Source organism: Cyanobium sp. T1G-Tous (assembly GCF_024345455.1).
Taxonomy (GTDB): domain Bacteria; phylum Cyanobacteriota; class Cyanobacteriia; order PCC-6307; family Cyanobiaceae; genus Cyanobium_A.
In genome coordinates this window covers 35,103-57,797 of record NZ_JAGQBD010000005.1, presented here as the reverse complement: position 1 = coordinate 57,797, position 22,695 = coordinate 35,103, and the positions used below count along the sequence as shown (strand labels likewise).

The 22,695-nt window shown below is 62.9% G+C and carries 25 protein-coding genes; 11 read left to right on the top strand and 14 right to left on the bottom strand.

Annotation, left to right across the window (positions count from 1 at the left end):
• The first annotated feature begins 58 nt into the window (after positions 1-58).
• Positions 59-553 carry a hypothetical protein gene (locus tag KBY75_RS05030; protein ID WP_315859057.1) on the top strand — a complete coding sequence of 165 codons (495 nt, stop codon included), beginning with the start codon at positions 59-61 and terminating at the stop codon, positions 551-553.
• Positions 554-569: 16 nt separating this feature from the next.
• Here the strand turns inward: KBY75_RS05030 and KBY75_RS05025 are convergent, their stop codons facing one another.
• Complete coding sequence (locus KBY75_RS05025) at positions 570-734, bottom strand: Nif11-like leader peptide family natural product precursor (RefSeq protein WP_255023187.1); 165 nt, start codon at positions 732-734, stop codon at positions 570-572.
• Between the two features lie 208 nt (positions 735-942).
• Here KBY75_RS05025 and KBY75_RS05020 point away from each other — a divergent pair, with 208 nt between their 5' ends.
• The 3 genes from KBY75_RS05020 (at position 943) to KBY75_RS05010 (ending at position 2,295) form a co-directional block, all read left to right on the top strand.
• On the top strand, positions 943-1,287 hold the full coding sequence (locus KBY75_RS05020) for an RNA-binding protein (protein WP_254936455.1): 345 nt from the start codon (positions 943-945) through the stop codon (positions 1,285-1,287).
• A 104-nt stretch (positions 1,288-1,391) separates the two neighbouring features.
• Positions 1,392-1,988 carry a triacylglycerol lipase gene (locus KBY75_RS05015; protein WP_255023186.1) on the top strand — a complete coding sequence of 199 codons (597 nt, stop codon included), beginning with the start codon at positions 1,392-1,394 and terminating at the stop codon, positions 1,986-1,988.
• An 85-nt stretch (positions 1,989-2,073) separates the two neighbouring features.
• Positions 2,074-2,295 (top strand): hypothetical protein, encoded by a 222-nt coding sequence (locus KBY75_RS05010; RefSeq protein ID WP_255023185.1) that lies wholly within the window; start codon positions 2,074-2,076, stop codon positions 2,293-2,295.
• On the opposite strand, the gene KBY75_RS05005 is transcribed toward KBY75_RS05010, so the two are convergent.
• From KBY75_RS05005 to KBY75_RS04985, 5 genes are all read right to left on the bottom strand, one after another.
• Entirely contained in the window at positions 2,292-3,101 is an 810-nt protein-coding gene (locus tag KBY75_RS05005; RefSeq protein WP_254936458.1) for an acyl-CoA desaturase, read from the bottom strand. The two genes, KBY75_RS05010 and KBY75_RS05005, sit on opposite strands and share 4 nt — an antisense overlap.
• 97 nt (positions 3,102-3,198) lie before the next feature.
• Positions 3,199-3,471, bottom strand: coding sequence for a cell division protein SepF (locus KBY75_RS05000; protein WP_106501508.1), 273 nt, complete (start codon positions 3,469-3,471; stop codon positions 3,199-3,201).
• A 43-nt stretch (positions 3,472-3,514) separates the two neighbouring features.
• Entirely contained in the window at positions 3,515-4,642 is a 1,128-nt protein-coding gene (locus tag KBY75_RS04995) for a glycosyltransferase family 2 protein (protein WP_255023184.1), read from the bottom strand.
• 78 nt (positions 4,643-4,720) lie between these two features.
• Entirely contained in the window at positions 4,721-5,098 is a 378-nt protein-coding gene (locus tag KBY75_RS04990) for a hypothetical protein (protein ID WP_254936460.1), read from the bottom strand.
• 228 nt (positions 5,099-5,326) lie between these two features.
• The gene (locus tag KBY75_RS04985; RefSeq protein ID WP_254936461.1) at positions 5,327-6,526 is read right to left on the bottom strand and encodes an NAD(P)-binding protein; all 1,200 of its coding nucleotides are present in this window, start codon (positions 6,524-6,526) and stop codon (positions 5,327-5,329) included.
• Between the two features lie 58 nt (positions 6,527-6,584).
• On the opposite strand from KBY75_RS04985, the gene KBY75_RS04980 reads away from it, so the two are divergent.
• The 3 genes from KBY75_RS04980 (at position 6,585) to KBY75_RS04970 (ending at position 7,628) form a co-directional block, all read left to right on the top strand.
• Positions 6,585-7,013 (top strand): DCC1-like thiol-disulfide oxidoreductase family protein, encoded by a 429-nt coding sequence (locus tag KBY75_RS04980; protein ID WP_255023183.1) that lies wholly within the window; start codon positions 6,585-6,587, stop codon positions 7,011-7,013.
• A 7-nt stretch (positions 7,014-7,020) separates the two neighbouring features.
• Positions 7,021-7,392: a hypothetical protein gene (locus tag KBY75_RS04975; RefSeq protein WP_255017378.1), complete on the top strand. Its 372-nt coding sequence runs from the start codon at positions 7,021-7,023 to the stop codon at positions 7,390-7,392.
• Positions 7,393-7,487: 95 nt separating this feature from the next.
• Positions 7,488-7,628 (top strand): hypothetical protein, encoded by a 141-nt coding sequence (locus KBY75_RS04970; protein ID WP_254936464.1) that lies wholly within the window; start codon positions 7,488-7,490, stop codon positions 7,626-7,628.
• Positions 7,629-7,634: 6 nt separating this feature from the next.
• On the opposite strand, the gene KBY75_RS04965 is transcribed toward KBY75_RS04970, so the two are convergent.
• Together KBY75_RS04965 and KBY75_RS04960 are read right to left on the bottom strand one after the other, a co-directional pair.
• The gene (locus KBY75_RS04965) at positions 7,635-8,975 is read right to left on the bottom strand and encodes a cation:proton antiporter (protein WP_255023182.1); all 1,341 of its coding nucleotides are present in this window, start codon (positions 8,973-8,975) and stop codon (positions 7,635-7,637) included.
• Between the two features lie 81 nt (positions 8,976-9,056).
• Positions 9,057-9,215, bottom strand: coding sequence for a hypothetical protein (locus KBY75_RS04960; RefSeq protein ID WP_255023181.1), 159 nt, complete (start codon positions 9,213-9,215; stop codon positions 9,057-9,059).
• Between the two features lie 119 nt (positions 9,216-9,334).
• Here KBY75_RS04960 and KBY75_RS04955 point away from each other — a divergent pair, with 119 nt between their 5' ends.
• The 3 genes from KBY75_RS04955 (at position 9,335) to bioA (ending at position 13,721) form a co-directional block, all read left to right on the top strand.
• Positions 9,335-11,020, top strand: a complete 1,686-nt coding sequence (locus KBY75_RS04955) for a SulP family inorganic anion transporter (RefSeq protein WP_255023180.1) — start codon at positions 9,335-9,337, stop codon at positions 11,018-11,020.
• Between the two features lie 456 nt (positions 11,021-11,476).
• Entirely contained in the window at positions 11,477-12,448 is a 972-nt protein-coding gene (locus KBY75_RS04950; RefSeq protein WP_255023179.1) for a sigma-70 family RNA polymerase sigma factor, read from the top strand.
• Between the two features lie 4 nt (positions 12,449-12,452).
• Positions 12,453-13,721 (top strand): adenosylmethionine--8-amino-7-oxononanoate transaminase, encoded by a 1,269-nt coding sequence (gene bioA, locus KBY75_RS04945; protein WP_255023178.1) that lies wholly within the window; start codon positions 12,453-12,455, stop codon positions 13,719-13,721.
• On the opposite strand, the gene KBY75_RS04940 is transcribed toward bioA, so the two are convergent.
• From KBY75_RS04940 to KBY75_RS04915, 6 genes are all read right to left on the bottom strand, one after another.
• Positions 13,718-14,893 carry a cation:proton antiporter gene (locus KBY75_RS04940; protein WP_255023177.1) on the bottom strand — a complete coding sequence of 392 codons (1,176 nt, stop codon included), beginning with the start codon at positions 14,891-14,893 and terminating at the stop codon, positions 13,718-13,720. The genes bioA and KBY75_RS04940 overlap by 4 nt on opposite strands.
• 21 nt (positions 14,894-14,914) lie before the next feature.
• Positions 14,915-15,316, bottom strand: coding sequence for a fasciclin domain-containing protein (locus KBY75_RS04935; protein WP_255023176.1), 402 nt, complete (start codon positions 15,314-15,316; stop codon positions 14,915-14,917).
• 10 nt (positions 15,317-15,326) lie between these two features.
• Entirely contained in the window at positions 15,327-16,631 is a 1,305-nt protein-coding gene (locus KBY75_RS04930; RefSeq protein WP_255023175.1) for a CO2 hydration protein, read from the bottom strand.
• Positions 16,628-18,148, bottom strand: a complete 1,521-nt coding sequence (locus KBY75_RS04925; RefSeq protein WP_255023174.1) for an NADH-quinone oxidoreductase subunit M — start codon at positions 18,146-18,148, stop codon at positions 16,628-16,630. The genes KBY75_RS04930 and KBY75_RS04925 overlap by 4 nt, the downstream gene beginning before the upstream one ends.
• Before the next feature lie 10 nt (positions 18,149-18,158).
• Entirely contained in the window at positions 18,159-20,066 is a 1,908-nt protein-coding gene (locus KBY75_RS04920; protein ID WP_254936474.1) for an NAD(P)H-quinone oxidoreductase subunit F, read from the bottom strand.
• A gap of 495 nt (positions 20,067-20,561) precedes the next feature.
• On the bottom strand, positions 20,562-21,230 hold the full coding sequence (locus KBY75_RS04915) for a DedA family protein (protein WP_255023173.1): 669 nt from the start codon (positions 21,228-21,230) through the stop codon (positions 20,562-20,564).
• Positions 21,231-21,288: 58 nt separating this feature from the next.
• Between KBY75_RS04915 and KBY75_RS04910 the strand changes: the two genes are divergently transcribed.
• A complete protein-coding gene (locus KBY75_RS04910; protein ID WP_261347230.1) occupies positions 21,289-22,683 on the top strand; it encodes a potassium transporter TrkG in 1,395 nt (464 codons plus the stop codon).
• Positions 22,684-22,695 lie beyond the last annotated feature (12 nt).

Below are 22,695 nucleotides of genomic sequence, written 5' to 3'. Positions count from 1 at the left end.
GGCGCTGGCTCCCTGAAAAGGAGTTGTGAGCGAACGGCAGAAAATTTAGTCCCGGCAAATGCCGGTAGGGCTGCCCGATCCGCCAACGGCAACAGAAGACCAAATACGTGTCAGTTTCCACACCGAAGCCGCGCCCCTCGCCATGGTGTGGCGGATCACAGAGATTTCCATGGCTGACGCTCCATACCTGGTGGCCCTAGCCCTAGTCGAACTCGATGGCAAGCGGGCCCTGCCCCTAACCGGCAAGTCCCAGCGGGAAGACAGCGGCGGCGAACCCGGCGAAGCAGGCCGCACCCTGGCCCTGGAGCTGCTGCTGAGGCTTTGGCAGCGCAGTGACGAGGGGCCCCTGCGGCGCGCCGCTGCTGAAGACAGCCTGTTGCTATTGGAGATGCCGCTCGAGGTAATGAGCGAGCGGTTGCCATTGATCAAGGCCGACTGGATCGCCGGTGGCACAACTGAAGATTTGCTAGCCAGCCTGAAGCAACTGGCCCAGCGGGGCTGGCGGATCGGCATCGTTAAATACCAGCCCGCCACCCTCACGCCCTGGCCCTAATCAGGCGCAACTGCGCTCAGGGACGCTGGGCGCGGGACCAGGAAGCAGGAGAAAAGGTATGGCCCTGCTCCAGGGCAATCGCCACGACCGCATCGACACTGCCGGCGGCATCAACCCGGGCCCTTAGGGCCATATCGGCATCAACCTTAACCATGAAGGCGGTGAGCTGGGCTTTCGACATGGTGTTGCAAGGCATGGAACACCCCATCCCTAGCCAGGGTTTGATGATTTGGCATCAAACCGCTGGTCAAAGCAGATCCCGATAGGGGCAGTTTTGACGAAAGCGTTAGGCGGCCCTGTATGGTGAAAAGTGATTCAAAGATTTCTCTGTAGCGAGCTAACCACTTTCTGTTGGGCCGTCGAAGGATCAATTCATAGTTTCTGAGTTCATGACCATTTACGTCGGCAATCTTTCCTTCGATGCAGAAGCGGAAGATGTCCAGCATCTGTTCAGCCAGTACGGACAGGTGAGCAAGTGCAGCCTCCCCCTCGACCGCGACACTGGCCGCAAGCGCGGTTTCGCTTTTGTCGAGATGGCCAATGAGGCCGAAGAGACCAAGGCAATTGAAGACCTCCAGGACGTTGAGTGGATGGGTCGCGCCATCCGCGTCAACAAAGCTGAGCCCCGCGGCAGCGGTGGCGGTGGCGGCGGTGGTGGCGGCGGTCGCCGCGACTTCGGCGGTGGCGGTGGCTACAACGGTGGTGGCTACGGCGGTGGCGGCAGCCGCTACTGAGCCCCGCTCTCAAATCTGATTTCCGGATCACTCCGCCGATCCATTGGCCGTCCCTACGGGGGCGGCTTTTTGATGCCAACCAACCAGCTTCCTAGCCTGAGCCCATGGCAAGCGCTCCCCCCTTGGTGCTGGTGCATGGTCTGTGGGACACGCCACGCCTGTTTGATCGCCTCAAAAGCCGGCTGGATGGGCGGCGATCTCCACTGCTTATCCCCTACCTACCCAATCGCCTCGGTGCCACTCCGATCCTGGAGCTAGCTCACCGGCTGGGCAGCCAAATCGAAGCAACCTTTGGTACCCAAACCCAAATCGACCTGCTGGGCTTCTCAATGGGCGGCGTGATCGGCCGTACCTGGATCCAACTTCAGGGCGGCCGATCCCGCACCCGCCGCTTCATCAGCGTCGGCAGCCCCCAGCAGGGCACTCTCACGGCTCAGCCCTGGCCAAGCTGGCTGCTGGCTGGTATTGCCGACATGAAGTGGGGCAGCCCGCTGCTGCACCAGCTCAACACAAATCTCGAGGAGCTAGACGGCGTGGAGTGCTGCAGCTTCTACTGCGCTGCCGACCTGATGGTGCTGCCTGGTTGGCGCGCCGTATTACCGCTGGGCCCGCGGCAGCCCTTGCCCGTGCGCACCCACCGGCAGCTACTGCAACATCCCGCGGCGCTGGAGCCACTGGTTGCCGAATTGCTGCGCCCCTGAACTGGCTTACAACCCCCCAACCTTCAATTTCTCTGAAACTCTGAAGGCTGACGCGATTTTCAGCAATTGGATCCAGAATCCAGGCATGGCTGATCCCATCGCTTCGGGTCGTTATCGCGTACGCGCTGCCGTAGAGCGCGAACAAAGCGTGCCGCTGCAAGTGCAAGCAGCTCGCTTCAACACCAGAGATGACGCAGAGACCTTCGCCCATTTGGTAGCCCACGATCGGCTCCAGAATGTGGTTGTCGAAAAGCTGGCGCCAGGAGGATGCTGGCTGCAGTTGAGCCTTGTGGCCTGCGCTATTTAGCTCTCAGCACCGCGAGCAAGCAGGGCGTGATTACTGGGGATCCTTAGATCCCAGGCCCAGCCGCAACGCTCGAGCAGACGGATAAAGCGGTAGGTGGGATCTGGCAATAACCGCACTCGCCCTTGCTTGAGGGTGATGCCTTGACGCACCGAAGCTTGGAAAGCGTGGTGAAGATTGTGCCAGCCCTCGCCCAAGGTGATCAAGGCCACAAACAGGTTGTTGCGGCTGGCATCTCCGGTGGCAAAGGGTTGATCGCCTTGCAGGTGGGCCAGGGAATTAACGCTGGCTACCCCGTGATAAAGAACTGTTGTGCTTAGGCAAAAGGCCGCCAGCCAAGGCAGCCCGCCCAGCTGCCAAGACAGGCCGGCAAGCAGCAGCACGGGCACAAAATGAAGCCTATCGATCAGGCGCAGTACCGGATCGGCCTCCACATCGGCCGGCAGGGTTGTGGGGAAAAAACTTGAAGACAACAACCAGCCAACCTGGGAGCGCCACAGGCCTCGCCATCCCGCTGAAGGAGCAAGGGGGGTGTGGGGGTCGGCGCAAGTGTCGACGTGGCGGTGATGGGTTTGGTGGTGGGCCTTCCACCAGCTAGGGCCCATTTGACCTGCCGAAGCACCCACAAAGGCACCGATCCAGGCAACGGGCCGGGGCGCCTTATAGCTGGAGTGGGTAATTAGGCGGTGATAGATGGCCGTGGTTGCCAGCATGCGCACCAAGTAGAGCCCCAAAGCCCAAAGGGCTGCACCGAGGCTGAGACCGGTCCAAAAGAGCAGCAGGCAGCCAAGGTGGGCAGCAATCGTCAAGACGGGCCCGAGGGAGTACAGAAAGCGACGTAGACGGGGCACTCAGCCCACTCCCGGAATGGATTCGAGCCTAGGAGGCAGAGCGCTGCAGCCTGAATCACGGCGGTGCGGGATCCCGCCGCAAGGCCACCATCTCTGGGACGAAAACGAAGGTGAGCTCGTCGAGGCATTCGGCCTGTCCGTCGATAGCGCTGACACCACCAGCAACAAAATCGATCAACCGCTGGGCCTCGCTGCGCTCCATCGCCCCGGCGTGGACCAGCACGGTCTTGCGCTCGCGCAGGTGGTGCACGATCCACTGGGCCTCCTCGAAGCGGGTGGGGTGAAACACAACCACTTCGGGCATCCATTCGTTGAATGGGCTGGGCATGCCTGGGGAAACCCCGCTGGCGGTGGGCACTCAACGTATGGGGCTATTGGTACATGTGCAAGGAGCGGCCCCGCCAGGTCCAGCCCCGGCCGCTGAGGGTCTTGATCACCGAGACCGGGGCCATGGCGCCGATCAACAGCCCGCCCAGACCCGCCAACCACCACCAGTTGAGGGGAGTGCCGAAATGGCGACGACTCCAGAGCCGGATCGCCAATTGCAGCGCGATGGCCAGCAGAGCCGCCAGAGCCGGCAACCAGGACAGGGGCAGGGGCGATCGCCAGGCCAATAGAAGGGCTGGGGGCAGCAACAACCAGGGAACGGCGTAGAGCTGCACCACCACCGCACCAGCCGCCAAGGCCTTCGCCACATCACCATCGAGGCCCAGCAGCCAGTTTTTGGTCCAGCCTTCCCAGAGAGAGGCCAAGTCCCGGTACATGCGCAGGGTCAACCAGTCGAGCCCCAGCAGATAGCGCAGGCGGAATCCCTGGCCCTTGATCGCCCGAGCCAGGGCGAGATCCTCCACCACCTCGCCGGCCACGGCAGCGTGGCCACCAATAGCTCTGTAGGCCTGGCTGCGGAACAGCAGAAACGGACCCGCTGCAAAGGCGAGGGGATCGCAGGGATCATTAGCGCGCTCAATTGGAAAACCCAGGCCCAGCAAGCTGGCGATGATCGGCTGCACAAGCCACTCGGCCAGGCAGCCACAGGTGAGCCGCGGCGCCAGGGTGAGCAAATCTGCCCCGTGGGCAATGGCGTCTGTCAAGGCGGCCCGCAGCGCTCCCGGAGCGACGCGCACATCCGCATCGATGAAGATCAACCAGTCGCTTTCGAGCTCACTGCTGGCGCGAAAACAGGCCCAGTTTTTACCCACCCAGCGCTCCGCCGGGGGACGGGCACCCGCCGAAAGCAGACCAAAGCGTGGATCGCCTGCGCCCGCCTCCAGGGCTAAGGCCGCAGTGGTGTCGCTTGAGTCGTCATCGACCACCAGCAGTGCCCAGTGCTCACAGGGCGCCTCGCTGGCGAGAATTGCCCGCACGCAGTCGCTGATGTTGTCCGCTTCGTTGTAGGCCGGCACCACCACGGTGCAGGAAGTAGGGGCAAGGAAGCTTCCTGATGGAGCTGGTTGAAGAGCTGGAGCTGCACTGAAGCTGCGTTCCAATAGGGCCAGCATCACCGCCAGACCAAGGCAGGAAATCAGCCCCCAGCCACTGGCCAGCGCGATCCAAATAGATGCGGAAGGTCCCAGGATTCAGCCGCTCCGCTGGCGCAGCAAGCGATCAGCCTCGGCGCGGCGACAAACCCGACGAAAGGGTGCAAGGCCAATGCCGAACAATTCCTCAAACAGCTGATTGGCGGCCATCACCGAAGCCAGGCCACAGCGATGCACCTGCTGCTCAAGGGGCATTTGCGGTTGGGCTGCAATGCCCTCAAACAGCCGACTAAGCCGAATGTGCTGGAGCGTCTGAAACGGTGTCTTGCCGCGGCAGTGGTCAAAGCAGAGATCGAGCCACTCAGCGCTTACACCGATCGAATAAGCCACCACCTCCAGCTCGATCTGCTCGGAAAAATGATGGGCGAAGTAATGGGCAGCCCGCTTCACTACTTCAAGTTGCTGGGCAGGAAACACGGGAAGGCTGCGGCAGCGACGCGGCGGACCGTGAACAGCACTGCTGAGTGCCGTTTGTGGTGAGAGTGGCCGCATCGCACTTCAGGAGGTGATCGCGTGTAAGACATCCAAGACGTCTCACCTTCCAACTGATAGCCCCACCGCAGCAGTGGCTGCAATCGCAATCAACACCGTTTGGGCGATCTGTAGCAAGGCTGCACCTATCGCAATGATCGACAGCACGCAGCTTTAGACAAGTGCACAAAGTTCGTGGGCAAGCTGTTCGCCACTGCGCAGTGCACCCTCAATCCGCCCAAATCCCACCCCGGCGATGAAGTCACCGCAAAACCCCACCCGGCTGCTTGGGCAGCAACTGAGTTCGGAGGGCAGTCCAGGAGCCAGGGGAAAAGCGGCACCCCAGCGCATCAGCTGGCGATCAGCCGTAGCTAGGTCTAGGCCAGGCAACCAGGGGGCCATCACCTGCTCAAGCGCAGTAGTGAGGGCAGCGATCACCGTATCTTCGCGGCCCTCATCGGGGGGCAGCTGAAGCATGCGGGCCACGGCGGAATGGGTGCCATAGACATCAAGGTGATCGGCGGCAAAGGAGTGGCTGGAATGGGCCACCACGGCGCAGCGACCGTCGGACAAGGGCTGGACGGTGATCCGCTGCAGCCCCCAGCGCTGCTGGGCTGCAGCATCGAAATGGAGCAAGCTGAAAGGAAGACTGGCCCAAGGTCCTGCCGCGGCTGCCTCAAGCAGCACCAGCAGATTGCTACGAGCCTCAGTGCGGATGCCGGCGATCACAGTGAGGGCATGCTCCAGCCGGAGGTCGCCCAGCCGTTCTGCGGCCTGCTTGAGGGGAACCTCCTCCCAGCCAAAGATCTGCCGGCTGCGCGGATGGGCCAACAAGGTGCTGCTCAGCACAAGCCAATGGGCCTGCCCCAGCAACTCCCCCTCCCGATCCAGCAGCTGCCAGAGCCCATCCTGCCAAATGAGATGGCGCACCAGGGTGCCGTAGTGAGGCTGCCACGCTTCGCCAGCCTCGCCAGCCAGGCTCAACAGTCCTTTGCAGAGATGATCCATGCCACCCCGACCCCGGTAAAGCTGGCCGAGCCCTAGGGCATCAGCCTGACCTGGCCGCAGGGTCGCTTCCCCCTGGAGCTGGGCGATCAAACCAGGCCACGGCTCAATCCAGCCTCCTGCCAGCAGGGGCTGCAACAACAGCGGCTCCGTTGCGCCGGTGATGTTGAGCAGGGGCGCCCCGTGATCGATGCGCAGCCCATGATCCTGGCGGGAGCGCCGGGTGCTGGCCCGTCCGCCCGGGCCTCGCCCCGTCTCCCAAAGGCTGAGGGCTCCGGTGTAACCCAAGCGGCGCAGCTGGGCAACGAAAGCGCAGCCCGATACACCGGCCCCGATCACGGCGATGGATTCAGGGCCCGAACTGGGCATACACAACAACTAAACCGCTAGGCCTTCAGGATGACAGCGATCTCAAAGGCTGCAGCCGATGATTGGCCTCCCGGCACTTGAGCATCCGGTACTGGTGTTTGACGGCGGCTGTCCCTTCTGCCGCCATTTCGCTGAGCTGGCGGAACTCCGCAGTGGCATCCCGAACTTGGCGATCCGCGATGGCCGCAGCGATCACGAACTGCGACGGCAGCTGCGGCAGCAGGGCTGGGACCTGAGCCGGGGTGCCGTGGTGTTGGCAGAGGGCCGGGTGCTGCATGGAGCCGAGGCGATTCAGTGGATTTGCAGCCGGCTGGAGCCCAGCGCCACCCTGCTGCAGCTGCTTGGCCCGCTCCTCGCCACACCGGGGAGAGCAAGACGCCTCTACCCGCTGCTGCTGCTGGCCCGGCGCCTCGCCCTTGCTGTGCGGGGATTACCTCTGGATCCGGACCAACCAGCTGGGCAGGCTGTAACAGGTAGCGTGAATTGATAAGGGAGTGGCTGTGGCGCGGTTTTTAGTAGTGCTCAAACCCGGCGTGCCTGTGGAGGCCGTCACCATGCTGGAGGCCCTCCAGCCCGTACTAGAGGGGCTTAGAGCGGAGATCGAGCACCGCACTCCAGCCCACCTCAGCGCCATGATCCGCGGTGGCGGTGAAAGCCAGCGGATGCAGCTATTTGCCGATGTGCAATCAAAAGCAGATGGCAAGGTGCTGGAGCTGGTGCTTCTGAGTCGCGAAGCCATGGGAACCACCGCACCCCACACCCGCGAGGTTTTCGAGCTGCTGCTGGAGTTGATTCAGCGGCATGTGCCATCTATGCCTCTCACCTTCCGCTCCGACAGGGACGGCCCACTGCCAATCGGAACCTGAGCCGATCAAGGCCTGCCCGGCCATCCCGGAAATTTAATAAAGGCTTAGGATTTGCGAGTAAGTCCTGGATTTGCTCCGTGAACGAGAACCACCCCGTGCTTCTCTCGCTTGACGCCGAGCTGGACCAGCTGCGCAGCGCCTACATCCAACAGCCCAACGAGCAGACCCGCTACCAGCTGGTGCGCCTCGAACAGCTCATCCACCAGTGGGCACCAGGTCGCTCCAGCAACGGCTGAGCTTGATTAGCTGGCCGACTGAGCCTCCTCAACAGTGGGCGGAATCACCAGCCGCAGCAGGATCGGAGCCAGAAAGGTGGTGCCAATCACCATCAACAAAATTGCTGCTTCCAGCGCCGGCGTGAGAATGCCGGCCTGGCTGCCGAGCCCCAGGAAAATCAGGCCCACTTCGCCACGGGGCATCATTCCCAGCCCAACCACCAAACGATTGGTGGGTTCCTTACTGAAATAGCTCCAGCCGGCAGCCACCTTGCCAGCCATGGCTACCACCAGCAGGAAAGCGGCCACGATCAGGCCCTCTCGGTTGGCGGGATCGAAAGGGTTGAGCACCGAGAGATCCAGGCCGGTGCCGATCAGCACAAAAAATACGGTGGCAAACAGGGCCACCAAGGGCTTCACCGCCGCATCGATGTCGTGGGTGTGCTTGGAGGCGCTGAGGATCAATCCAGCGGCAAAAGCACCCAAGGCCGCCTCTAACCCAATCGCCTGGGCGGCAAAGCAACAAACGGTGAGCACCAGAAAGCTTGCCACTGCTACGTCGCCGGGAGCTTTGAGCTGATCCACCACCCAGTCGAAGGCGGGAGCGGCCTTACGGCTCAGCACCAAGGCCACCGCCACAAACGCCACCGCCGCCAGACACAGCTTCAGCACCGGGCCAACACTGAAGGCACCACCACCAACGATCGCCACCACAACCGCCAAGATCACAATGCCGATGATGTCGTCGAGCACGGCGGCACCGATGACGATCTGGCCCTCGCGGCGCTTCAGCCATTTCAGTTCGCCGAAAACACTGGCGGTAATACCGATGGATGTGGCCGTCATGGCGGCCCCGGCAAACACAGCTGGAATCAACGGCACATGAAATATGAAGTAAAGACCAGCCGTACCGAGGGCAAAGGGCAGCACCACCCCAGCCACGGCCACAGTGGAGGCTTGAACGCCCACAGCCACCAGCTCGTCAAGCTCGCTCTCCAGACCAGTAAGAAAAAGCAGAGCGAACAGACCTAACTGGGATACGGCCTGCAGGTTCGGGAATGTTTCCCTGTAGACCTCTCGTGCCGCGTCCGGGCTGATCTGGGCCAAGGAGGCAAGCAGACCGGCGACTCCGGCACTGAGCTGGGCCTGGGTTTCTGGCGGCACGATTAGATGCAGTCCCGAAACACCGATCAGCACCCCAGCCACTAGCTCACCGAGGATCGTGGGCAACTGCAAGCGCACCATCACTTCCGCGATGGCCCTCGCAGCTAGGAAGATCACCACAAAGCGACCCACCTGAATCAGGGTTTCCGCCACCTCAAGCTGGTGGGAACTGAACTCCAGCAACACCGGAGAGATCGGCAACATCGGCAATGGGCAGGGTTAAAGTTTTATAGGGACGATGACATTGGGTTTGGGGTGGCAAAGCCAATCAGACCCGGGAGGTTCCTAGCGGTCAGCAGGGGCATCGATCAGGCCCCGATCCCTGAGTTCCTGCTCAAAGGCCCGCCCAAGCTGGGCCTCGCTGCTATGGCGTGACACCTGGCTAAGTAACAGCACAGTGCGCAGGCTCAACCAGCCGAGGCCGACAAGCAGGAGCAAGGTCATGGAGGCAAACCGTGGACCGAAGCAATCCTGGGCAGAACAGAAAGCAGCTGGGTCGGATGACAGTCACCCAACTTCCAACGGCACTCCCTATGGTTCTGCGCCAACCCACGCCTGTAGCGATGACAACCGCTTCGGCGCCACCCCGGCGCCCGTCCCTGCTGAATCACATCAGCACCAACAACATTAAAGGGGACCTCTTCGGAGGTGTCACCGCTGCGGTGATCGCCCTGCCCATGGCCCTCGCCTTCGGTGTGGCCTCGGGTGCAGGTGCAGCAGCCGGCCTCTGGGGCGCTGTTCTGGTGGGCCTGTTTGCTGCCCTTTTCGGCGGTACGCCCTCCCTGATCTCCGAGCCCACGGGGCCGATGACGGTCGTAATGACCGCCGTCATCGCGAGTTTGACCGCTGCTGATCCGGAAAACGGCCTGGCCATGGCCTTCACCGTGGTGATGCTGGCCGGCGTGTTCCAGATCGTCTTCGGCTTCCTGAAGCTGGGGCGTTATGTCACCCAGATGCCCTACACGGTGATCTCGGGCTTCATGAGCGGCATCGGGCTCATTTTGATCATCCTGCAGCTGGGTCCTTTCCTCGGCCAGGCCATCCCCAAGGGCGGCGTGATGGGCACCCTCAGCGCCCTACCACAGCTGCTTCAGAACGCCCGCCAGCCGGAAGTGGTTCTGGCGGTGATCACACTTGCCATCCTCTGGTTCACTCCGGCGGCGATCAAGAAAATCGCCCCACCCCAGCTGATTGCCCTGATAGCCGGCACGGTGCTCTCTCTCAGCCTGCTCAGCGGTGGCCCTGGTGGCGAGGAAATTCGCCGCATCGGCGAAATCGCCTCTGGCTTCCCCCAACTGCGCATGCCCTATTTCGAGCTGGGGCAAGCGAGCAAAATGCTGATCGATGCTGCCGTGTTGGGCATGCTCGGCTGCATTGATGCCTTACTGACAGCCGTCGTGGCTGACAGCATCACCCGCACAGAGCACGATTCCAACAAGGAATTGATCGGCCAGGGTTTAGGCAACATCGCTTCTGGCCTGTTCGGTGGCATCGCCGGTGCCGGCGCCACCATGGGCACCGTGGTCAACATTCAAGCCGGCGGCCGCAGTGCCCTCTCAGGCATCAGCCGGGCCGTAATCCTGATGGTGGTGATCCTCGCCTTCACTGGCGTAGCTGCCCAGATCCCCCAGGCAGTGCTGGCCGGTATCGCCCTCAAGGTGGGTGTCGACATCGTCGACTGGGGCTTCCTCAAGCGAGCCCACCGCATCTCGATCAGCGGCGCTCTGATCATGTATCTGGTGATCGCCCTGACCGTGCTGGTCGATCTGATCGCCGCTGTGGGCATCGGCGTGTTCATCGCCAACATCCTCACCATCGACAAGATGAGCGCCCTGCAGAGCAAAAGCGTCAAGTCGATCAGCACCGGCGACGGTGACCTGATGCTGCCCGACGACGAGAAGGCTCTGCTCGACCAAGGCAAAGGCAAGGTGCTGCTCTTCCAGCTCAACGGCGCCATGATCTTTGGTGTGGCCAAGGCCATCGGACGTGAACACAACGCCATCGGCGACGTTACTGCCGTGGTCTTCGATCTCACCGAGGTATCTCACCTGGGCGTTACTGCAGCGCTGGCTGTGGAGAACGCAGTTGAGGAAGCGATAGAGAAAGGGCGTGAGGTGTTTGTAGTGGGCGCCAACGGCACAACTCAGCGCCGATTGGAAAAGCTCGGCCTCTACAAGAAGCTGACCCCTGATCGCACAAACCTGAGCCGTCGCGACGCTCTCCAGCGATCTGTCGCAGCCATCGGCTGACGCCCCAATCCAACCCCCCAGGGCTCGGCAAAACCGGGCCCTTTTTTTGTCTTTAGTGACGCCACAAGAATCTGCTCAACGACAAACGATCCTCTCCACCATCCACGGATATGAACGACAATCGGCTTCTGTGACTTTTATCGCCTTGGAAGTGCCGTAGAACCTGACTGCCTGCCCATGACTGCCGTAGCCCAAAATTCATGGCGCTGCCAGCAGGAAGCGAAAGCAAATCCAAACTCCTCGCAGGCTTTACGTCATTGTGGCTGGTCTTGCCGCCGCCTATTAGCCAATGAAGCAAGCAAGACATGATCCGCAAAGCAACTGCAGAAATACAACCATGGATCAGGATCCCTGATCACAGAGATTGCACATGCTAGTTGATAAATCAACTCCCAAATGCCCAGGCCTAAAAAATACCCACTAACGTTTTCTTACACCCCCGCAGACGCCCAACCGATGCCTGCGCCACAGAAGCGCCCCAAGGGTGACTGCGACGCACTAAGCCAGCACATGCGCGCCATTGGTCGCATAGCCATACTCACCGCTGAGGAGGAAATCAGCCTGGCCAGGCTTGTCCAAAGCGGCTGTAAAGCCACTGACATAGCTCAGGAGATGAAGCTGCGAGCAGGCGGTGCGGCTCCCAGTCCCACCGCTTGGGCCAAGGAAACAGGCATGACGGTGCGCGAGTTGCAGATCTGCCTTAGGCAGGCCAACAAAGCGCGCAGCCGCATGGTGCTAGCCAACATTCGGTTGGTGATAACAATGTCTCGCCGCTACCGGCACACCCCTGTCGATCTGGAAGATCTGATCCAGGAGGGCACTATCGGCCTAATCAGGGCCGTGGAGCGGTTTGACCCCAGCCGGGGCTACCGCTTTTCCACCTACGCCACCTGGTGGATCCGCCACGGGATCACCAGTGCCCTATTGGCCAAGGGACGCACCATCCGCCTACCGGCCGCGATGGTGGATCAGCTTTGTCGGCTGCGCCAGACCCAGCAATCCCTGAGCCAGCAGCTGGGGCGGGACCCCAATCTGGAGGAGCTGGCGGCCGCCACAGGGCTTAAGCCACTGGACATCCGCGAGGTGTTGTTCCGGGCCCAAGAACCCCTGAGCCTCGATGGGCACCAAACCTCCCAATCTGAGTGGAGCTTGCTTGAAAGCCTGGCCTGCGAGGTCAGCAAGCCCCTGGAGCATGTTGATGCCACCTTGATGCAAGAAGATATCCATCAGCTGCTCGATGAACTTCCCAAACAGGAAGCCGAGTTGCTGCGCTTGCGCTATGGAATCGCAGCTGGGGAACCTTTGAGCCTGAGCGCCACGGCCCGGCAGATGGGCATCACCCGTGATACGGCCCGAGGTTTAGAACGAAGGGCCAATGCAACAATCCGGCGACTTTCGGTGCGCTTCATTGATCACCTTCAAGCCTGAGCCCATGACCTGGCACCCCCATCTCTGGCATCCCACCACCCAGGTGGCCACCAGCCCGGCGCCCCTGAGGGTGCAGTCGGCACGTGGCAGTGAGCTGGAGCTAGACGATGGCAGAAGGCTGATCGACGCCATCAGCAGCTGGTGGGTGACGCTGCATGGTCACGCCGAGCCGGCCATTGCGGCGGCGGTTGCGCGCCAAGCCCAGCAGCTGGAGCAGGTGATCTTCGCCAACTTCAGCCACGAACCCGCCGAGCAGCTGGCCACTCGGCTCAGCGCCCTCACTGGGCTGCAGCGCCTGTTTTTCTCCGACAACGGCTCCACCGCCGTGGAGGTAGCCCTCAAGATCGCCTGGCAGTGGTGGCGCAATCAGAACAGCGAGCGCCGCCAGTTAATCGCCTTTGAGGGGGCTTATCACGGCGACACCGTGGGCACCATGGCCCTAGGCGATCGCTCCCTATTCACCGCCGCCTACGAGCCCCTGCTTTTTGACGTGGCCAGGGTCGCCTGGCCCCACAGCCACTGGGGCGACGACAGCGTTGAGCCGCGGGAACAGCAGGCCCTTGGCCAGCTTGAGCTGGCCCTGGAGACACCCACAGCAGCGGTGATTTTTGAGCCCCTCATACAGGGGGCCAGTGGCATGCGCGTCGTGCGTCCAGCGTTCCTGCGGGCAGTGGCGGAAAGGGTCCAGGCTGCTGGTGCGCTGCTGATCGCCGATGAAGTCTTCACCGGTTTCGGCCGCACCGGAGCCCTGTTCGCCTGCCAGAAAGCCGGTATCCAGCCCGACCTGATGGCCCTCTCCAAAGGGCTCACGGGTGGTTTTCTGCCCATGGGCGCAACGATGGCCAGCGAACGGCTCTACCAGGGCTTCATCAGCGAGAAGCCCAGCGATACCTTTTTCCATGGCCACAGCTTCACGGCCAACCCCTTGGGCTGTGCCGCCGCCCTGGCCAGCCTAGATTTACTGCAGCAAAACCCTGAGCGCTTTGAGGGCTTTGAGCAACGGCACACCCCCCTGCTGGAGCAGCTGAGTCGCCAGCCCCGGGTGCTGCGCCCCCGCTGCCTAGGCACCATGGCCGCCTTCGAGCTCGACGCCGGTGAAAACAGCTACCTCAACCCGATCGGCAAACAGATCCAGCGTCAGTGTCTGGAACACGGGGTCTACCTGCGCCCCCTCGGCAACGTGGTGTATCTGCTGCCGCCCCTAGGCAGCAGCGATGAGCAGCTGCAGCAGTGCTATCAAGCTCTAGAGCAGGCCATAGTTGCTTTGGGCTAAGGCGACGCCATAGCTGCCAAACGGCGGCCCAGCAACAGCAGTCCAAGCACCGTGGTGCAGCTCACCATCAGCACCAGGGCCGAAAACTGCGCCGGAGTGATCACGCCACTGGCCAGGGCCGTTGAGGCAAACACCAAGCCCGGCAGGCCCCGCGGAATCAAGCCAAACACCACCACCCAGCGATCGATGCCAGCGGCTTGATCCTGGCGGCTGATGCCCAGGGCACAGATCAACTTGCAACTAATCGCCAGCAGCAGCAGGCTCAGGGCCAGGGCCCAGGCAGCGGGCTGCAGCAAGGTGCCGGCCTGGATGCGCATGCCCACCCCTAGGAAATAGAGGGGTAGGAACACCTCCGACAGCAGAGCCAGGTTGCCCAATAGCTCGCGGGCCTCGGTGCTCCCTTCCCCCATGGGCGCCAGGCGATTGAACAGCACCCCACCCCAGAGCGCCCCCAGCAGGCTGGTCACCCCGGTGACCTCACCGATCCAGCTGCAGCCAATCAACAGCAGCAACATTCCAAGCGGCCCCGGCTGCCAGGGCCCGTGGCTCCGCAACCACCAGCTCGACAGCGGCACGCTCAGCAGGGCCAGGGCTGGGCCGAGCAGCACCAGCCAACCCGACCCGGCCGTAGCCGCGCCACCGCCCAGGCGGGTGCCCGCCAACAGCAGAGAGCAGGTGAGCAGGCCGATCGCGGGCAGATCGTCGAGCACCGACACCCCCACCAGCAGGCGACCGGAGGGGGTTTTCAAGGCGCCGAGCTGGCCTAGGGCCCGCAGGGTCACCCCGGTGCCGGTGGCGCTGAGCACGGCCACAAAGAGCAGGGTGGTGGCAGTCGAGAGGCCAAAGGCCTGCTGCAGCGGCCACCAGGCCAGCAGCGGCGTCAGCGCCGACAGCAACACCGTGCGCAGCACTGCCGCCGGCCGGGAGCCCAACAAGCCTCCGCGCACCTCCAGACCCACCTGAAAAAACAGGGTGAGCACCCCCAGCTCCAGCAGACCGGAGAGGGAGCGGATCTGCTCAAAAGGCAGCACCGTGTTGCCCAGAGCAAAGCCCACTCCCAGCTCCAGCACGATCGCCGGCACCGTCCAACGGGCGAGCCGGGTGGCCGTCAACCGGGCCAGCAGGGCCCCCACCAACAACAGCAGCAGGGTGGTGAGCAGGGAGGAACCCAAACGGGTAGTGGCGAAAGTGGATCAGCCCGGCAGGATCACGCGATCAATCGCGTGCACAATGCCGTTGTCGCAGGCAATGTCTGCGGTTACCACTGTGGCGTTTTTCACCTCAAAGGGCTCGCTGCGGCGGATTGGGATAGGCGCCCCCTCTAAAGACGGCCACTCGGACTGGGCCACCAGGTCCTCGCGGGTGTAGGCACCAGCCAGGACGTGGTACTTAAGGATCCTGGCCAACTGGGGTGGGTTGTCTACCAACGTTTGCACCGTGCCCGCAGGCAGTGCCGCAAAGGCATCGTCCACCGGGGCAAACACCGTGAAAGGGCCCGGGCCCTCCAGGGCGCCTCGCAGGCCGGCGGCATCAACGGCCGCCAGCAGGGTGTTAAAGCCGCCGGCGGCGAGGGCGGTTTCCAGAATCGTGGCCATGGCAGCTCTCCTAGCGGTAATCCTGGGTTTGAATGTCGGCAAGGCGCGCCTCGGGCCGCAGGAAGCGATCCATCTGGGCCTCAAAGAAGCGGCGGTTGGCAGCAAGATGCTCCGGGTCGGTGTCGTCGAGGGGATAGAGCAAGGCACAGCGCAACGCCTGGATCACTGCCGAAGTCACGTTGTACATCGAGCGCTGGAAGGTGATGCCCAGTTGGATCAGTTGATCTTCTTCGCCGCGGCGATGCTGCTTATAAAGCTCCTGCAGATAGGGGGGCAGGAAATGCAGCATGTCCTGCATAAGCAGGGTGGGTGGAATGCCGGCGGATCCCACCGGAAACACATCGGCATAGAGAATGCCGTAGTGGAAGTCGGCTTGATCGGCCGGCACCTGATTGGCTTGGGCGTTGTAGCTCTTGGTGCCACGGAAAGGTGAGGTGCGGTAGAACACCGCCTCCACATAGGGCAACGCCGCCTCATAGAGCCAGGTGAAGCCCTCGCTCTTGGGAATGATCTCGAAGCACTCGCCCCGAATGAACACGTGGTGGTAGATGGGTCGGCCCGCCACAGCGAAGATGCCGTTGACGAGGAAGTCCATGGCGTCTGGCACCCCCTTAAAGCCACCCTCGTCGTAGATATCGCTCATCTCAAAGAACACCGGTGCCATCACCTCCCAGAACAGGCCCAGGTTGCTGTAATAACTGAGCTGCTTCACCTGCTCCAGGAGCATGTCCGGGAACAGCTTGTAGAGGCCAAGCATCAGCGGATTGCCGCGGAAGTAGGCCTTGATGGCGCGGTCGGCGTTGGCCTTGTAGGCATCGCTCGCGAGGTAGTCGTTGAAGCGACCACCCATGCCTTGGTGCCAGAGCATGGCCTGCATGCAGGCCTCGGCGAACTCCATGTTCACCCGGTCATGCCAAAGGTGATGCAGCAGCTTGGGCATGGCCCGGGTTTCACCCTTGGCCATGAACTCCAGTAGCTCCGGATGGGCCTTTTCACCGCCTCGCCAGATACGCAGCTTCGATTGATCGCCGGCGTAGCTGTTGGGGAGATCTAGATACTCCTGGGAGATGAAGTACTTGAAGGCCGGCAACGGATTAAGAAACACCTGCTCGGCGATGTAGAGAAGGTCGCGCCAATAAAAGTCCATCGGCACGGCGTAGGCCTTGTAGATGCCGATGATCTGCTGGAGGTTCTCCGGCGTATCCGGCAGCATCGATCCACCGGCCTCGAGCCGATGGATCACCTCGGCGAAGCGGTGGGTGGAGGGGGGGATCAGGGCCGTCTTGGTACCCGCTGCAGCAGTGGAGGTGGTCATGCGGGCAGGGTCAACGACGGAGAACGGGGTGCCATGGCCAGGGTTTGCACCACCGGATCGCTGTGGCGCAGCGCGATAGCGGCCGTGCTGGCCTCACTCCAGGAGGTGAGACCGACCGGCCAGATGCCGGCGAGCACCACCAGAGTGGTTAAAACCACGGCCGGCAGCCGTTCAGCCAGTCGGGTGCTCTGCCAGTCAGCGCGGCTGTTATCGAGCCGGCCGAAGCCCACCCGATTGAACAGCCGCACCGCGTAGACCGCAGTAAAACCCGAGGCCACTATGCAGATCAGGGTGGCCCGGGGGAACACGGTCCAGCTGCCCTCGAACACCAGCAGTTCTGCCGGGAAGCCCGCCAGGCCGGGGATGCCGGCGGCGGCCATCAGGGCAAGCAGCATTAGACCCATGGTGAAGGGCAGGCCGCGGATGGGGTTCATCAGGCCCGAGAGCTCGGCGATCACGGTGGTGCCGGTCTTGCGCTGGATCAGCCCCACGCAGTCAAACAGCAGGGCCACGATCAGTCCATGGGCCAGCACCTGGGCCATGGCTCCTTGCAGGCTCATCGGCGTGGCTGCAGCCAGGGCCAGCACCAGCAGGCCCATATGGCCCAGGGAGCTGTAGGCCATCAGTCGGCGGATGTCGGTGGCGGCAACCGCATTGAGGGCGCCGTACACCGCGCTCACGGCACCGGCAGCGGCGATCCAAGGCGAAAAAGCACTCCAGGCGTCGGGCAGCAGGCCCACACCAAAGCGCAGCAGGCCGTAGGCCCCCAGCTTCGACACCACACCCCCCAGCAGCATCACCACCGGCGGCGGCGCTTCTGCGTAGCTGATCGGCTGCCAGCCATGCAGGGGCACCACCGGCAGCTTGATGCCGAAACCGAGCAACAGCAGGGCCAACACCCAGCGCTGGGCCGAGGCCGGCAGGGGCGTGGCGGCAAGGGCCTCAAAGCTGAAGCTCACGGCGGTGTCGGCGCCGGCAGCGCCCTGGCCAAACCAGCCGAAGGCCAGCACGCCGCCCAGCAGACTGAGGCCCGACACCGCGCCAAAGAGCAGGAAGCGCACGGCGGCTCCAGCACGGCGCTCGCCGCCCCAGATAGCCAGCAGCAGGGTGGTGGGGATCAGCACCAGCTCGAAGGCCAACACAAATAACAGGGCGTTGCGGGCTAGGAACGCCCCCACCGCCCCCAGGTTGGTGGCCAGCATCAGGGCGTAATAGAGGCGAGGGCGGGCTTGGTCTGCGGGGGAGGCCAGCACCGCCATGGCGGTGATCAGGCCCGTGAGCAGCACCAGCGGCAGCGACAGCCCATCGAGGCCGAGATCCAGGCCCAAACCAAGCCGGGGCAGCCATTCGAGGCTCAGGGCAGGGGGCGGCTGGCGCCAGGCCAGCAGGCCGACCACCAACTGGGCCAGGGCGGCGCCGGCGGCCAGCCCGCGCACCAGCCCGGAGCGCCCAGGCGGCAGCAGCGGCAGCAGCAGGCCCACCAGTAGAGGAAGCAGGAGCAACAGCAGCAGGGTCATGGCGGCGGCCTCAGGGCAGAGCGATGGACACGGGCGGCAGATCAACGGCAATCAGCCAGGCCGCCATCAGCAACACCCCGAGCACCAAAGTGAGGGCGTAGGCCTGGGAGCGACCGGAGGTCGTGAGGCTGAGGCGCCGGGCTCCCTCCAGGGCCACGGCACCGGTGCCGCCGCTGAAGCCATCCACCAGGCGACTGTCACTCCAGGCTCCGAAGCGGGCCAGGGCCAGCACCAGGGCCACCACGGTGCGGTGGTAGAAGCGCTCGGTCTGCATGTCGTGGGCGAGCCAATCCTGCAGGCCTCCGAGGAAGGCCGGCAGCTGGGCCAGGCCGTGGGGACGCAGGTAAAAGGCGGCCGAGAGGCTTCCGCCCACCAGGGTGGAGGCGATCAGGGGCCAGGCCAGAGGTCCCCAACCGGCAAGGGGGGTGAGGGAATAGACCCCATTGGCCACCAGGAGCATGGGGAGATGCAGCACCATGCCCACCAGCACCATGGTGGGCAGCACCATCAGCCAGAGCACCTCCGGAGAACGGGTGGTGAAGGGGGTGGGTCGACCTCCCCAGATCTGGCCGAACACCCGGATCAGGCCGGCGCTGATCAGGGCGTTGGTGACCAGCACCACGCCCCCCAGCAGCACGGGATGGCCACTCGCCGCCGTGAGGGCAAGCAATTCCCGCAGGGCCGCGAAGCTGGCGAACGGAGGCAAGCCCATCAGGCCTCCCGCGCCGGCGAGGAAGGCGATGCCGATCAGGGGCCGCTTGCTCCAGAGCCCCCCCAGCTGGGTGAGGTCCTGGGTCACATTGCTGATCACGATTGTGCCGATCGCCATCAGGATCAGGGCCATCGGCAGCGGATACACCAGCAGCAGGTGGTCGGCCACGGCGGTGCCACCCAGGCCCACGGCCACGAAGAGCAGCCCCAGCCAGCTACTCACCAGAAAGGAGAGGGCCCGCTTCACATCCACCTGGGCCAGGGCGATCAGCGAGGCCACCACGGCGGTGGAGCCACCCACCACCACGAGCACCGCCTGCACAAAGGGACTGAGCTCCAGCAGGGGCTCCAACCGCAGCAGCACCCAAGCGCCGCCCACCACCACCACCGAATTGCGCAGCACGGTGGAAGGCAGGGGGCTCTCCATCGCCTCATCGAGCCAGAGATGCAGGGGGATCTGGGCGCACTTGCCCATGGGGCCAGCAATCAGGGCCAGCAGGATCAGCTGGAAGCCCATGGGCAAGGGCGTGCCGTTGTTGGTGAGGTCGGCGGCCCAACCCTGCAGACCATGGAAATTCCAGGTGCCGGTCATCGGCAACAGGGCGATCACCCCGGCCAGGAGGATCAGGTCGCCAATCCGCTTAGTGAGAAAGGCATCGCGGGCCCCCTTCACCACCAGGGGCTGGTTGTACCAGGTGCCCACAATCAGGTAGGTGCCCAGGGTGAGTAACTCAAGGATCACGTAGCTGAAGAACACCGAATCGGTGAGTACCAGGGCGCAGAGGCCAGCCTCGAAGAAGCTCAGGGAGCCGAAGAAGCGGGGCCAGCCCCAGTCCATTTCCAGGTAGCCGATCGCATAGATCTGCACCAGCAGGTGCAGGCCCGTGATCACCGCCATGGCGATCAGGGCCGGCTCGGTCACCAACCCGTCAAAACCCACCCGCAGGCCGGCGGTGTCAAGCCAGGTCCAGCCGAAGCTGATCGGCCGATAGAGGGCCTCGGCTCCGGCACGGGCGTTGGTGTGCAGAGCGGTAAGCGCCACCAGGCTGTGGCCGAAGGCCACAGCCACCATCAATAGATTCAGGTAACCGCAGGGCCGAGGGCCGGTGCGGGAGATCAACCCCGGGGACCAGGCCAGCGAGGCCACGGCCGCCAGCAGGGGGTAGGCAGGAATCAGCCAGGCCGCCTGAAGCAGAAAGACGGTCATTGTGTCAACCAGGCAACAAAAATCTCAACATTTCATACATTGGAAAAACCGTGGAAATGCCTTCGGGTTGGTGACGATAGAAACAGCTGAAACGGCTTGGGGCGGCAAAAGTAGGGCAAAGCCAATCGGCGTCAGTAGAAGTGCTTATCAAGCGTCGAGACCGATTGGATTCCCTCTCAGCTCCATACTTCTCCACTCTGTAAAAACTTCTCGAATGTGTAAAAACCATGGCCTGCCCAAAATGCAGCTGCCGCCTACTCACCAAGGGGGGCGCTCTAAGCAGATGCTGATCTGCAGCGGTTGCAGCCACCCACGCGACCTTTCCTTTGATCAACTGGCCTTCCAGTGGAGCCAGCTATCCACATTGATGTTTGTGTTGATGGTGGCTAGAGGGGCTGTGTTTCACACCCTGGTTTCAGACATAGTCAGCTCCATGTCCACACCATTAGATAGGAAATCTCAAATAGAAAAGATCAACTAGCCGGGTCAACCGGGTTATTGGCCATCACTGCCAGCGGCCCGGCTGCGTAGCTGCCACAGCCTCAGCAGCGCAAGCACTCCGCAGATGAGGGCAATCTCCAAAACCAGCTTGATCCCTTCGGCCCAGGGGGCCAGCAGAGCCTCGAACTGGCCGTAGGCCTGGCCCATCTCCCTCCCCGCCAGGGTGAGCAAAGCGGTCCAGATCAGGCTGCCCGCAGTGGTCCAGGCAAGAAACTTCGCCTGGGGCATCAATTCAATGCCAGCCGGCACGGACACCAGGGTCCGCACCCCTGGGATCAGTCGTCCCCAGAACACCACCGCCGAGCCATGGCGGTTGAACCAGCGGCGGCTTTTGGCCAGGTCATCTGGCTGGATGCCAAGCCAGCGGCCCCGGCCAGCCAGCCAGCCAGCGATTCGCTCTTCATTGATCCAGCGGCCCATGCCGTACCAAAACCAGGCACCCAGCACGGTGCCCACCAGTCCGGCCGCCACCGTGGGAAGTAATTGCAGCCGGCCCGCATGCACCAGATAGCCCGCGTAGGGCATCAAAACTTCTGAGGGAATGGGCGGGATGAGATTTTCCAGCAGCATCACCAAAGCAACCGCTCCGTAACCGAGCAGGGGGCTGGTCTCCACCGCGGCGCTGATCAGGTCTGGCAGCCCGTCGATCAACTGCTGAATCAAAGGGAAAATCCAGGCACAGAACTGTGATTAGGTTAGGCACCACAAACGCAACATCAGCCTGACCAGCACACCCTGGACCGCTCTTAAGACGTGGCGCCAACGCCTCACGGTGCCCCAGTTCACGCTGGTCACCGGCGCCCTTGTGATCGCCATCGGCACATTGGTGCTGGCCAGCCCGCTTTGTTCCAGCGACGACGTGGGGCTATGGCAAGCACTGTTCACCGTGACTTCGGCAATCACGGTGACTGGTCTTTCGATCATCGATGTGAGCCGCGATCTGACTGCCTTCGGCCAGGTGACGTTGGCGGGGCTGATCGTCACCGGCGGCCTGGGGCTGATGGCGATCACCACCTTTTTGCAGGGCTTCGTGCAGGGAAATTCGGGTCTGCGCCACAGGCTTGATAGGGGCCGCGCCCTCGACGAATTTGGCGTGGGGGGCATCGGCCCCACCTTCAACAGCATCCTGATCACGGGCTTCTGTGTGATGGGAATCGGCACGGTGGTGCTTTACGGCTTCGGCTTCACCGACATCGCCAACCCGATTGAGCGCTTCTGGGCTTCTCTTTTTCATTGCATTAGCGCTTACAACAACGCTGGCTTCGGCCTCTGGGGCGACAACCTGGTGCGCTACCGAGACAACCCGGTGGTGAATGGAGTCATCGCCTCAATGATCGTGGTGGGCGGCATCGGCTGGCGGGTGATCAACGATCTGTGGAGCAACCGCTCCCGGCTGCAACGGCTGCGCCGCCTCAGCCTGCATACCCGGCTGGTGCTGCGCAGCACGGCCTTATTAATCGTGTTTGGGGCCCTGGGCCTCCTGTTCACCGAACAATTCGCCTCCGGTGGGATAATCGAAAACCTGCAGTGGTGGCAGCGGATCCAGGTCACCCTGTTTCAGTCGATCACGGCGCGCACGGCAGGCTTCAACACCGTGCCGCTGTCGATCCAGACCTTTTCAGACGCCGGGCTGCTGCTGCTGATCGTACTGATGTTTATCGGCGCCAGCCCAGGCGGCACCGGCGGTGGCATCAAAACCACCACCTTCGCTACCTTGATGGGAGCTACCCGCTCCACCCTGCAGGGGCGCGAGGAGGTGGTGATCCATCGGCGCCAGATCCCTGACACCGTGGTGCTTCGGGCAGTGGGGGTAACCCTAGCTTCAGCAATTTTTGTGATCTTGATGGCCCTGCTGCTGGGCCTCGGACCAACAGCCTCCGGAGAATCCACCCGCACCAGCTTCAACTTCCTCGAAAAGCTGTTCACCTGCATGTCGGCCTTCGGCACCGTGGGCCTGGATTTGGGCGTGACCGCCCAACTCAACCGCTGGGGCCAGCTGGTGCTGATGGTGGGGATGTTTGTAGGCAGACTGGGCATCCTGCTACTGCTCTCGGCGATCTACGGCAGCCGGCCCCAACCCCGCGTGGGCTACCCCCGCGAAGAGATCTACATCTGAATCCCCTGAACA